General features: G+C 37.3%; 10 protein-coding genes and 1 pseudogene. 9 read left to right on the forward strand and 2 right to left on the reverse strand.

Annotation, left to right across the window (positions count from 1 at the left end; translation table 11 throughout):
- Window positions 1-33 precede the first annotated feature (33 nt).
- The 9 genes and pseudogenes from NYE32_RS03655 to htpX all read left to right on the forward strand — a co-directional run bounded on the left by NYE32_RS03655 (window position 34) and on the right by htpX (window position 11,540).
- Window positions 34-2,070, forward strand: a complete 2,037-nt coding sequence (locus NYE32_RS03655; RefSeq protein WP_339157086.1) for an AAA family ATPase — start codon at window positions 34-36, stop codon at window positions 2,068-2,070.
- Complete coding sequence (locus tag NYE32_RS03660; RefSeq protein WP_339157087.1) at window positions 2,067-2,294, forward strand: hypothetical protein; 228 nt, start codon at window positions 2,067-2,069, stop codon at window positions 2,292-2,294. The genes NYE32_RS03655 and NYE32_RS03660 overlap by 4 nt, the downstream gene beginning before the upstream one ends.
- A 132-nt stretch (window positions 2,295-2,426) precedes the next feature.
- The gene (locus NYE32_RS03665) at window positions 2,427-2,993 is read left to right on the forward strand and encodes a hypothetical protein (protein ID WP_339157088.1); all 567 of its coding nucleotides are present in this window, start codon (window positions 2,427-2,429) and stop codon (window positions 2,991-2,993) included.
- A gap of 84 nt (window positions 2,994-3,077) precedes the next feature.
- A pseudogene (locus NYE32_RS03670) lies at window positions 3,078-3,515 on the forward strand (N-6 DNA methylase); the annotation flags it as partial.
- Between the two features lie 77 nt (window positions 3,516-3,592).
- Window positions 3,593-4,492: an Rpn family recombination-promoting nuclease/putative transposase gene (locus NYE32_RS03675; protein ID WP_110980983.1), complete on the forward strand. Its 900-nt coding sequence runs from the start codon at window positions 3,593-3,595 to the stop codon at window positions 4,490-4,492.
- A gap of 532 nt (window positions 4,493-5,024) precedes the next feature.
- Window positions 5,025-8,780: a YSIRK-type signal peptide-containing protein gene (locus tag NYE32_RS03680; protein WP_339157089.1), complete on the forward strand. Its 3,756-nt coding sequence runs from the start codon at window positions 5,025-5,027 to the stop codon at window positions 8,778-8,780.
- A 146-nt stretch (window positions 8,781-8,926) separates the two neighbouring features.
- Window positions 8,927-9,928 carry a DNA/RNA non-specific endonuclease gene (locus NYE32_RS03685; RefSeq protein WP_201042896.1) on the forward strand — a complete coding sequence of 334 codons (1,002 nt, stop codon included), beginning with the start codon at window positions 8,927-8,929 and terminating at the stop codon, window positions 9,926-9,928.
- A gap of 150 nt (window positions 9,929-10,078) precedes the next feature.
- Window positions 10,079-10,639, forward strand: a complete 561-nt coding sequence (locus tag NYE32_RS03690; RefSeq protein WP_002884070.1) for a LemA family protein — start codon at window positions 10,079-10,081, stop codon at window positions 10,637-10,639.
- Window position 10,640: 1 nt separating this feature from the next.
- The gene (gene htpX / locus NYE32_RS03695) at window positions 10,641-11,540 is read left to right on the forward strand and encodes a zinc metalloprotease HtpX (protein ID WP_002890638.1); all 900 of its coding nucleotides are present in this window, start codon (window positions 10,641-10,643) and stop codon (window positions 11,538-11,540) included.
- A 50-nt stretch (window positions 11,541-11,590) separates the two neighbouring features.
- On the opposite strand, the gene NYE32_RS03700 is transcribed toward htpX, so the two are convergent.
- On the reverse strand, window positions 11,591-12,238 hold the full coding sequence (locus NYE32_RS03700; protein ID WP_073689703.1) for a metal-dependent transcriptional regulator: 648 nt from the start codon (window positions 12,236-12,238) through the stop codon (window positions 11,591-11,593).
- 79 nt (window positions 12,239-12,317) lie between these two features.
- Window positions 12,318-13,244, reverse strand: coding sequence for a metal ABC transporter substrate-binding protein (locus NYE32_RS03705; RefSeq protein ID WP_073689704.1), 927 nt, complete (start codon window positions 13,242-13,244; stop codon window positions 12,318-12,320).
- Window positions 13,245-13,248 lie beyond the last annotated feature (4 nt).

A 13,248-nucleotide genomic window follows, 5' to 3' on the forward strand; every position in this document is an offset into this window, starting at 1 on the left:
AAAATATAGTATAGATTTTTTAATGGAGGTATAATGGAAAATTTTAATTTTTTAAAAAATGTTCGATTTATTCAGCGCGAAATCGAACAAATTTTAAATCAACCAAAAGGTTATTTGACTATTACAGTTGATAAAAAAGAATATGAATTCTTGTTTTACATTTACCCAGTTCCAAAAGATGGAATAATTGATATAAATGGAAAATATATTTCACTCGGCGATGAAAATTATTATAAATTTTTAAATAAAATATTATCTGATAATGATAGGGACAGCTGGTATAAGATTGTCGGAGATATAGCATATAATCCCACGTTAATTGATACTTTTAGGAATAATAATTATAAAGAATATGAGCCGTCGCTTGCTGTAGATTTATTTAACGATAACTTTTTTCAATTCATAACAGAAAATACAATACGAGGTCGTCTTCATAGAATTTCTCACGGGAAAGAACAGTATATTAAATATAATTTACACATTCGTTATAAAAATAAGAATATATTAGATATACAAGTAAATCAAGAATTAGTATTACCAAATAATATTTATGCGATAATTGGTAAGAATGGTGCAGGGAAGTCATTTCTTTTAAGGCAAATAGCTAGTGCTCTTCTTCGAGATAATAAGCCGATAAAAGAAGAAATAGTTAGTGATGATGAGCTTTTCATAGATCAGGAAGACGATAGTGGGATTAATAATCTATTATTCATTTCATATAGTCCTTTTGATCATGTTGGTAGTGTATCTAAAAATTCCAATACTAAATTTATCGGTTTAAGAAACAGGTTCTACTCAACCTCTTATTTCGCTGTAAAAGAAAATTTCGATAATTTTTTATTTGAACAATTAAAAAACAAATTAGAAACTGAATCCTCCCTAGACGATGGTATATTTTTAAAAAGTAAATTCTTTAGAGATTTTGATTTAAAGGACTTAAAATTTAGTTGTTTTGATGCACAGATTATGGGAAGCATAATGGATTCCCGTTATAGATATTCGGATGAAGGTGATGTCATTTGGGAGTTCATAAATAGTTTAACTTTTAGTCAGCAGTATCAGTTATATAAAGGTTTCGTTGAGTATAATAAGCAATATCAAGAAATTGAAGATAAATTAAAAGAGGATGTTATATTTCATCAAAAACATTTGAGTCAAATCATTCATGATATTAGATATGATACCAATTTGTATGAAATATTCATGTCTGTATGTACTGAGAATCCAAAAGCGCTTAATATAATAACGTCGCTTGAATCATCTTTTGAAAACGAGGAATGTCGAGTTATTGGAAGTGAAAACTCAGTTTTAGAAGATATAAAACATAGGTATGAGGAAATAATTGAGTCAGAAATCGAGAAGATTATTTTTAAATTAATCTATAGTGATTTAGGTGAAAAGCTAGAGTTACAGATTGCTTATTTAATGAAAACTATAATTAATAGAAATAATATAGATAGAAAAAATCTATTGATTAATGTTTTAGATAATTTCGAAAAAGAAGAGTTTTTATATACCTTTATAGAATACATTTGTAAAAGAAGTGACTCTTCGTTTGAATATTTTGTCAGATTTGCGAAGGAACTAAGCTCTGGACAAAAAATTGTTTTAATATCATTAATGGAAGTCTCGTTATTTTTTGACGAAAAATCAGTATTACTGATTGATGAACCTGAATTATTTCTTCATCCGTCTCTATTAAAATCGTATATTAGATCACTATCTGTAATTCTTAAAGAATTAAATGGTTTTTCAATATTGACAACTCATACTCCGTTAACTCTCCAAGAAATTCCTAATAATTGTATTTATGAAATGTATAGAAAAAAAGATGACTTTGAACTAAAATCTGTCGATTATAAAACTTTTGGTGAAAATATTTCTGAGTTGATGAAAAATGTTTATGGAGTTTATCTAGCAGATACAGGATATTCTAATTTAATTGACAATATTTTCAATAAAGGTATCATAAACTCGATGACAGATGAAGAAAAAAATGAATTGGAAGAAGCTATGGGGAGAGAAGCGATGATAAAATATAAATTGTTAATGAGTAAGAAGCAACAATGAAAAGATTGAAACTAAATAGTAATTCTACAGTTAAAGAAGCCTTAGATATTGTTTTCCCCCAAAAAAGATCTAGTGGTTTGAATAATAATGGAAAGTTCATTGATGTAGGAAAACAAAAATTTATTGAAGAATTTATAAAGTTTGAGAAGCTTTATATTGAAAAGGCAAAATGCAATAAATTGTATGAAATTTATAAAAACATTCCTTTTCCTATTCGTATTTGAAATTATGATTTTACCTACAAAGAATTAAATGATAAACTATATAATTCAAAACAGGAGTCAATCAGGTCTTTATTACCAACAGTAAAAAATCCTAGAGAAACTAGGACGATTTGTCCAATTTGCGAGGATGTAATGATAAGTGTGATAAAGAGGAGTATTGAGCATATACTCCCAAAAAGTAAAGCACCACATTTTATTGTAACACCCGTTAATTTGATTATTGCATGTCCTTCTTGTAATGGCTTTGCACATCAATATAACTCTAAAAGTCCTACGACTAGTGAAGTTAATCCATATTTTGATTTTTTTGATATTAGAGAATATCTTAAGGTTGAATTTGTTAAAAGTAATGACGGATTGACTCCCAAAGTGGTTTTAAAAGAAATTTTTGGTGAACGAAATTTGCAGATAAAACATTATATTGATATTTATAATTTATTGATAACTTATTCTGAAAAAGTTGAAATGGCATTTAACGATATTTTATTAATGATACGTGATATTAATAAGATAGAGGATATACAAATTATTGTTGAAACAGCAAAAGAACAATATTACAATGCTTATGTTAAAGATGGAGAATGGATTCATGATAATTATTTTGGTTATTTAGTTAGTAAAAAATTGATGGAAGAACTTGAACATATAAACCAAATAATTTTGAAACAAGCCAAATATATATATAAGTGTAGTTGTTGATTTGGAAACTTAAATAATTTGATAGGTTTCAATCTAGCAAAATTTATCAATTTTTGTCAGATAATTGACTGTGAATTTCATCATGCCAATATCTTCTTTAATACCAGTATTCCAACGACGGTTATCATTCTCAAAAAGAACCGCACCAATCGTGATGTTTACTTTATCGATGCCTCTAAGGAGTTTGATAAAGGGAAAAATCAGAATATCATGACAGATGCCCATATTGAGAAGATTCTCGATGCCTATAAGAGCTGAGAGGATATGGATAAGTTCGCCCATCTGGCTAGCTTTGAAGAGGTTGTGGAAAATGACTACAACCTTAATATTCCTCGCTATGTGGACACCTTTGAGGAAGAGGAAGTTGAGCCCTTGACCGAGATTGTGGCTAAGATTAACGAGACTAATGCGACGATCGAAAGTCAGACAGCATCCCTTCTCGACATGCTTGGCCAGCTTCATGGAACTACTCCAGAAGCAGACGAAGAACTCAAGGCTTTTGTGAAAGCATTTAAGGGGTAGTTGCAAGCTTTCATTTACTTTTTCCGAATAGTAGAAGTAGAGGGGCCAACCCTCTATTTTTTCTTAAGGAGAGGTAAATGGAAAAAAGACACAAGCATGTCTCACCGACCTTGGATATCATGGCTAAGAAGATTTTCAGCCTGCCTGAAGTGACGGTGGCATTTATTCGAGATATTTTGGATTTGGATGTTGTGGATGCTCAGATTTTGGAGGGGACACAGCTTCATAAAAAGGACTTTGACGAGGATGAGCTCTTTTCAACCTCGGTGGATGTTCGAGCTAAGTTGAATGATGGAACTGAGGTTATCATTGAGATTCAGGTGCGTAAGCAACATTATTTTCTCAATCGTTTTCATTATTATTTGGCTAACCAGCTGGTGGAAAATGTGCAACAATTACGTCAACAAGGACAGACGCATAAGATGTATGAGCAGATGGAGCCGGTCTATGGTATAGCTATCTTGGAGAAGACCTTGTTGCCAGATGAGGAGTCCCCGATTAATACTTATTGGATGGCAAATAGTCGGACGGGCAAGCCTTTGTGTTCTTTCTATAAGGATGGGAAACGGCAAAACCTTCTTCAGATTGCCTTTTTAGAGTTGGATAAGTATAATAAAGGTAAACATATTACGGATGAAGGGCGGCAGTGGCTAGAGTTTTTTGGAAATCTCCCATTTTCTAAGGAACCTAGTCAAGCGGTCACGCATGCCGATTCATTACTGGATTCATCCAGCTGGACACAGGAGGAAAAGGCGATGATTGATGAACGCATACGTATTCAAGAAAATTATGACATGACTATGGAAACAGCTATCGATGAAGCACGTGAGGAAGGTTTGGAACAAGGGTTGGAACGAGGCCGTCATGAGGGACAATTAGAACTGATTCGCAAGATGCTCTCAAAAGGCCTGTCACTAGAGGCAGTATCAGATGTTACTGGTTTATCGGTTGAAGAACTAGAGACATTGTTATCGTAAGAATCAGTTAGGAATAAATATTTATTTGAAAAGTCAGAGGCAGTTTTTGTCTCTTTTTTTATTTTTGGGTATTTAACATTTGTAATACTAAAACATTCGGAAAATAATACTTTGAATCGTAAAATTAAAAAAGACTGTCAAACGTTTGACAGAAATCTGAGAAAACAGATTTAAAACAATTTGATTGTTTTAGCCGATAGATCTTGCTAAATAAGGATTGGAGGGAAATTAGATGTTTGTCTTTCTTACACGTGAAAGAAATTACCTTTTTGTGCGACATTTTTAGACTATAATTTAGAAATGAATAACTGAACTTTCTAATATGACATTTTTGTTAAGGCCTTGTTAAAATGGATTACTTAGCCTTTTATTTTGTGTTCTCATGACTTATAATTTGTTTTGGTTTGTTTTGGATTAAAGAAACAACAGCATCATTAAGTACATCAAATATTTAAGAGTCTCTGTTTTTAGTTCGAGAATAGCTTAAAACTAAAATGGAGAGATTGTGAAAAAAAGTATCGGGAGAATTAACTTGTTTAGAGAAAGTAAAACAAAACCAAAGTACAGCATCCGAAAATATTCCATTGGGGCAGCATCGGCTTTGATTGGCTTCATGGCCCTTGCCAATGGGCAAGCAGTTCAGGCTGACGAGGCACAATCGATTAGTGACTTGACTGATGCTTCAAATCAAGCGCAGGCCCCTCAAGCGGTTTCAACAGCTCAGTTGGCGACTTCAGAGCTAGCATCAGAGAGTGTGCAAGCTTCTCAGCCTGCCAATATTATGCCGTCTCAACCTCAGGTAAGGACTGTTCAAGCAGCTGAGCAGACTCCGACCATCGATCAAGTGATTGAGACAGGCACCTCTCAAAATCAAGGAACGTCAGCAAATGTCTTAACCAATGCGACTGAGGGTCAAGGACAAGGCAAGGAGTATAACACAGATGCCTACGGTGCCAAAATGCCTTACACGACTCATGAAGCAGAAAATGCGACTATCGAAAATGGAGCTACAATCCAACAGTCAACTGACATGGAATCTACGGCCGTGGAAGCGACGAACCAAACTTATGTCGAGCTTCCTAAAAAAGATGCAGCAGTTACTTTCAATGTCACCGAGCCAGCCAATGCTTTGAATGTGCGTTATACAATACCTGATGGTGTATCAGGTCAGTTGGATGTGCAGGTTAATGGTTCAAGCGTTGGTAATCTTGATTTGTCATCTCACTCAGCATGGCAGTACCTTAAAGGTGACCACGAATATGATCAAGTCGTTGATGGATCAAGTGCACGCTTCCGTTTTGATGAGACACGTCTTCTCCTCAAGGACATCCAATTGAAATCTGGTGATAAGATTTCTTTGGTTAAGAAGAAAGATGACAATGTCACTTATGGTATTGATTTTATTGAGCTAGAACAGGCTCCAGCGCCAGTTGCCCAAGGTGAAAATAGCATCAGTATTGTGGATAAGGGTGCATCTGCCAATGATGATAGTGATGACACAGCTGCCCTACTTGCGGCTGTTGAGGAAGCTAAAGCTAGCGGAAAATCTGTCTATATTCCAGAGGGACGTTTCAATTTCGACAAACAAGTTAATATCGAAGCTGATAATCTAAAAATTTCAGGTGCTGGTGTTTGGCATACACAACTGCACTTTACAAGTGATAAACGCTATGGTGGTGGAATTGTCTTCGGTCATAATAGTAATGGTATTGAGTTGAGCAATCTTTATATGGATTCCAACTTGACCTCTCGTTATAACGAGGATGCACAGTACAAGGCTATTTCGGGAACACTTGGCAAGGATTCGAAAATTCATGACATCTGGGTTCAGCATTTTGAAGTTGGTATGTGGATTGGAGACTACGACCAGACGGGAAATATGAAGTATACGGACGGTCTTGTTATTGAAAACGCTCGTATCCGTAATAACTTGGCTGATGGTATTAACTTTGCTCAAGGAACCAAGAATTCAACGGTAAAAAACTCTAACATCCGTGGGAATGGTGATGATGGTTTGGCTATCTGGTCAAGTATTTCAGATGGGACAAATGCCGCAGCCGAGGAAAATAATAAATTCCTCAACAACACCATTGAATCAGGCTGGCGTGCGGCTGGTATCGGTATTTTTGGTGGTAAGGGTCATGAAATCTCAGGAAACCTCATCAAGGACGTCTTTGCTGGAGCAGGTATTCGTGTGAACACAGTCTTTGCAGGTCACAATTTTGACCTCAATGATTCTGGAATTAAGATTCATGACAATACCATTCTACGTTCAGGGACAACTAATGACCTCTATAACCTCCATCGTGGTGCGATTGATTTCCAACAAGTTCGTGGAACAATCAAGAATGTCGATGTCTACGATAATAAACTATTGAATACCTTGGCTGATCCAGTGATTACTAAAAACTTTGAGATGGGTGACAATGGTAATGGAGAAATCCGTATATCAAATAATACGATTGACAATAAGGCGACGATTGTTGGAGCTGTTTCAACAGTTTCTCCAACAAAGTCTGAGCCAAAGCCAGTCAATAATCCAGTCTCTGAGACTTCAGCATCAGAAACACCAAAGAGTGAAGCAGGATCAAGCACCCCAGTTTCCGAAGCATCAAACAGTGAAGTGGCATCTGAGACTTCAGCATCAGAAACACCGAAGAGTGAAGCAGGATCAAGTACCCCAGTTTCTGAAGCATCAACTAGTGAAGTGGTATCCGAGACTTCAGAATCAGAAACACCAAAGAGTGAAGCAGATTCAAGTACTCCAGTCTCTGAAGCATCCAATAGTGAAGTAGTTTCCGAAACTTCGGCATCAGAAACACCAAAGAGTGAAGCAGGATCAAGCACCCCAGTTTCCGAAGCATCAAACAGTGAAGTGGCATCTGAGACTTCAGCATCAGAAACACCGAAGAGTGAAGCAGGATCAAGTACCCCAGTTTCTGAAGCATCAACTAGTGAAGTGGTATCCGAGACTTCAGAATCAGAAACACCAAAGAGTGAAGCAGATTCAAGTACTCCAGTCTCTGAAGCATCCAATAGTGAAGTAGTTTCCGAAACTTCGGCATCAGAAACACCAAAGAGTGAGGAAAGTTCAAGCACTCCAGTTTCTGAAGTATCAACTAGTGAAGTAGTTTCTGAGACCTCAGCATCAGAAACACCAAAGAGTGAGGAAAGTTCAAGCACTCCAGTTTCTGAAGTATCAAACAGTGAAGTAATTTCCGAGACTTCAGTTTCAGAAACACCGAAGAGTGAAGCAAGTTCAAGCACTCCAGTTTCTGAAGCATCAAACAGTGAAGTAGCTTCCGAGACTTCAGTTTCAGAAACCCCAAAGAGTGAGGGAGGTTCAAGCACTCCAGTTTCCGAAGCATCTAACAGTGAAGTGATCTCAGAGTCTTCAGTTTCAGAAACACCAAAGAGTGAGGGAGGTTCAAGCACTCCAGTTTCTGAAGCATCAAACAGTGAAGTAGCTTCCGAGACTTCAGTTTCTGAAACACCGAATAGTGAAGCAGATTCAAGCGCCCCAGTTTCCGAAGCATCCAATAGTGAAGTAGTTTCCGAGACCTCAGTTTCTGAGGCATCTAACAGTGAAGTAATCTCTGAGACTTCAGTTTCAGAAACACCAAAGAGTGAGGAAGAATCAGTAGCTTCATCTACCAGTCAGGTTGACGTAGTAATTACTTCTGACAGCCCAGAGAAATCTCCAACTTCAGAAAGTTCACAAAAGGATCCGATAAGCGAGGTTTCCTCAGAAGTTATTGAAAAAGGTTCAACAAGTCAGGTCGATGTCAAAGTTTCTGAATCTCCAACAACAGCACATACATCTGAAGTTGTCAGCATCGCACCAAATAGTCAGGTCGCTTATAAAAATGACCTAATAATTCCTGTAACAAGCAGTCAGCTCGCCTCAGAAGCTATTCGCTTTAATTCTCTTTTGAATGAGAAGTCTGTGGATGTGATTGCAAGTAAAGTTATGGCGGTTATGGCCTCTGAAACATTAGCCTCAGAAGCGGCATCACTTACAAGCTCTGAAGGTGTTGCCAAAGAGATTAGCAGTGATTTGTCAGAATTGGCGGAAAACCAGAAGGATGACACACCTAAGAATGTCGCCCGTATTGATAAAGCAACTGAGGCTAAACAGGTGGCCAAGAGTTCTGAAAGCCAAGCTAGCACTTCAAAAGAAAAAGGTAAGTCTAACTCGACAACGGTCTTCCTTCTTGTCGGAGTTGCTGCGGCACTAAGTATATCTACAGTTTACCTTACAAAACAAGGTAAAAAAGCAGGTAAATAATAGGAAAGAAGCATCCAAGAAAATGGATGTTTTTTGTTTTTTAAGCAAGTTCTAAGATGGCTAATATCATTATTCTTTATTTTTAATCATCCACTTTGATTTGGTCCTGTATAATTAAAGTGATAAAAAATTAAGGAGTTAAGATAATGAAAGAAAAAAGAAATAGTAGGATTCGTTTATTTGCTCTTCTTGTTTTAGTATTTACTTTAGGTTTAGGATTTTCAATAGATACTAGCAAACAATCGTTGACTGTAAGCTCTCAAGTAGCTCAAGCGGATGAGAACAACGGTATATTAGCTTTTAATGGTCAAAAGCAGTTTGTCATGGAGGAAAAGGACCAGTTAGGACGTGCCCACAGTGCTCATATACAGTTACAAGATAAGGACGAGCCAAAGAATAAACGCCCCGGTAAAATAAAATATGATCCTGTAGGATGGCATAACTATAAGTTTTATTATGGTGATGGTAAATCAAAATCTTGGTTAATGAATCGAGGACATTTGATTGGCTATCAGTTTTCTGGTGTCAATGACGAGGGCAAGAATTTAGTACCTATGACTGCCTGGTTGAACTCTGGAAATTATAAAGGAACTGACGAAGGTAATCAGTCAGGCATGCTTTATTACGAGAATCGCTTGGATAACTGGCTGGCACTCCACCCTAACTATTGGTTAGATTATAAGGTAACAGCTATCTACAGTGGAGACGAGTTGTTGCCTCGTCAAGTGGAACTTCAGTATGTTGGTATCGATAGTTCTGGAAATCTCTTGGAAATTAAACTTGGTGGAGATAAGGAGACTCTTGATAGTCAGGGAGTTACACATGTTGTCTTAGATAACCAATCACCAAATGCAGAAATCAATTATGCAGATGGGACAGCAACAAATACGGTAACTGAATTTACTGAAGCACCATCTGAGCCTAGTTCTGAGAGTTCACAGGTGACTGAACAACCAAGTTCTGAACCAGAGCCTGTGCAACCTATACAAGAAGAGAATAGAACAGTTTATGTGGCGCGTCATGGAACAGCAGATGTTTATTGGTATGACATCAATAGTATGCCTAGCAACACCAACAAAGCAAATGTCGTTACTATGACAGAAGCAGATGCCCTAGCCCAAGGCAAACGACACACGTCTAAAGAGTAATAAAAAAAAGCTGGACAAGATGTCCAGTTTTTTTGTAAAACGACTCACATTTTACCACTTTTATCTGAAAATTTGATATACTGAGACTATCAAAATACTTGTAAGAGAAGTCGTACCGACTCTTTTTAAGTATAAGAAAGGAAACTAAATATGATTTGGATTATTATTGCCATTATCGTTGTTCTTGTAATTTTTGTTATTGCAAGTTATAACGGCTTGGTTAAAAGCCGTATGCAGACTAAGGAGGCATGGAGTCAAATTGATGTTCAGTTGAAACGTCGTAATGACCTTCTTCCTAACTTGATTGAAACTGTTAAGGGATATGCGAAATACGAAGGTTCAACACTTGAAAAAGTAGCAGAACTTCGTAATCAAGTTGCAGCGGCGACTTCACCTGCAGAAGCGATGCGTGCCAGTGATGAATTGACTCGTCAGGTTTCTGGAATCTTTGCCGTAGCTGAAAGTTACCCTGATCTTAAGGCTAGTGCCAACTTCAGCCAGCTTCAAGAAGAGTTGACGAACACTGAAAATAAAATTGCCTATTCACGTCAACTTTATAACAGTGTGACAAGTAACTACAATGTTAAATTGGAAACCTTCCCAAGCAATGTTATTGCTAAAATGTTTAGCTTTAAGGCTGCTGAATTCCTTGAAACACCAGAAGAAGAAAAAGCTGTGCCTAAGGTTGATTTCAGTGGACTAGGTAACTAATATGTTATTTGATCAAATTGCTCGAAATAAGAGAAAGACTTGGCTTTTGCTCCTGGTCTTTTTCCTCTTGTTGGGCCTTGTTGGCTACGGTGTCGGCTATCTTTGGTTAGGTTCAGGCTTCGGTGGTCTGATTCTTGCTCTAGTTATCGGTTTTATCTATGCCGTTACCATGATTTTCCAATCCACTAATGTCGTTATGGCTATGAATGGTGCACGAGAGGTTGACGAACAAACCGCTCCGAACCTTTATCATGTTGTTGAGGATATGGCTATGGTGGCACAAATACCGATGCCACGTGTCTTTATTGTCGATGATCCTTCTATGAATGCTTTTGCGACTGGATCAAGCCCTAAGAACGCGGCAGTAGCTGCTACAACAGGTCTTCTTGCGGTTATGAATCGTGAGGAACTTGAAGGAGTTATTGGACATGAAGTGAGTCATATTCGCAACTACGATATCCGAATCTCTACCATAGCAGTTGCCTTAGCATCTGCCATTACCATGCTAGCTGGGATGGCTCGTAATATGATGTTCTGGGGTGGAGGGCGTCGTAGAAATGATGATGACCGTAATGGAAGTAGCGGTTTGGAAATTATTCTTCTCATTATTTCTTTGATTGCTATTATTCTGGCGCCTTTGGCAGCTACCTTGGTTCAGTTGGCTATTTCACGCCAGCGTGAATTTTTAGCTGATGCTTCTAGCGTCGAATTGACACGTAACCCACAAGGTATGATTAACGCTCTGCTCAAACTTGATAATAGTGCGCCAATGCAACATCACGTGGATGATGCTAGCGCAGCCCTCTTTATCAATGACCCTAAAAAGGAATCTGGTTTGCAGAAGCTCTTTTATACTCACCCACCAATTTCAGAACGGGTGGAACGCTTGAAACAAATGTAAAAAAAGTGAGACTGATGACACTTCTAAGGGTGTCTGTCAGCCTCGCTTTTTTAGTTTGATTCAATATAAAGGTTGCTAGCAACAGTTTCTGGAATTTGAATTTCTTTTCCATCAATATTCAGGCGGTATAGTAGTGTAAAAGGGTCAAAGCCTTCAAAGGTAAAAGGTGTTCCAATTTTAAGACCGACAGTCTTCAAATAATGGAGTAGATCAATTTGATCTTGAACTCGACGAAGGACATATTCTCCAGGAGCAAGGTCTTGTGTAAAAGTCTGGTTGTAGATTTCCTCTATGAGCTGACCTGACTTGGGGATTTGCCCACCGTGTGGACAGGTTTTGGGGTAATTGAGTAGGCGGTCAAGGGCATCGATGAAGTGATCAGAGACAGTATGCTCTAAAATTTCAGCCTCTTGATGAATTTGATCACAAGTGTATTGCAAGTGGTCCACCAAAAAGACTTCGATGAGGCGATGTTTCCGATAGAGTTCAGCGACATTGATTTTACCAGTTTTCGTTAGAAGATAGCCCTTGACTTTGTCTTTGATGATGAGGTCTTCTGAAATCAATTTCTTAATCATTTCCGTCACAGCAGGTGGAGACACCTGCATACGGTTTGCGATTTCCTTATTGCTTATTTTGCCTTCTTCAGTACCAATCTCATAGATACATTTGAGGTAGTCTTCTTTGTTAGGTGTCATTTCTCTTCCTTTGAAAATAGTCTCACCTTAGTATAACAGATTTATCATAAGAATACAGAATGTTTCTTAGATAAGATTTTTACTGATTCAAGCCTTGGGTGATTTTATCCAGATTATATTTCATCATGTTGTAGTAGCTGTCACCGTTTTGCCCTTTTTCAGCAATAGAATCTGTAAAGATCTTTGCATAGATAGGAATATTGGTATCCTTAGATACTGTTTTCATAGGGCGTTCATCGACACTAGATTCGACAAAGAGAGCTGGTACCTTTGTTTGACGTAGTTTTTCCACGAGTGTTTTGATTTGGTCTGGTGTGCCTTCTTCTTCTGTATTGATTTCCCAGATGTAGGCAGATGGTACGCCATAGGCTTTTGAGAAGTATTTGAAGCATCCTTCACTAGTGACAATCAGTTTTTTCTCATCGGGAATCTTGTTAAATGTTTCTTTAGCTTCTTGGTCCAGTTTACTAAGTTTGTCAGTATAGGATTTTAGATTCTTTTCGTAGTAGGCCTTGTTTTTAGGGTCCTTATCAATCAGTTGCTTGGCAATATTTTGAGCATAAATAATCCCATTTTCCAGATTAAGCCAAGCGTGGGGATCTTCCTTACCTTTTTCTGATTGACCTTCAAGGTAAATTACCTTAACACCATCACTAACTGCAAAATAATCTTTATTTTCTGTCTTATGAGCATTCTTGACTAACTTAGTAAACCAAGCATTTCCACCAGTTTCTAAATTGATACCGTTGTAAAAAATCAAGTCAGCTTGCGATGTCTTCTTTACATCATCAGGAAGGGGTTCGTATTCGTGAGGATCCTTACCAACGGGGACAATACTGTGGAGAGTGATTTTATCTCCGGCAATATTTTTGGTGATATCAGCAATAATGGAATTGGTCGTAACGACTCGTAATTTATCCTTGTTACTGCCTTGTTTATTGGTACAAGCTGTTAGAGTAACTACCGCTAAAAGTAGTAGTACTATTGTTGATAGTATTTTTTTCATATTA

This window comes from Streptococcus sp. FSL R7-0248 (assembly GCF_037967965.1).
Lineage (GTDB): Bacteria > Bacillota > Bacilli > Lactobacillales > Streptococcaceae > Streptococcus.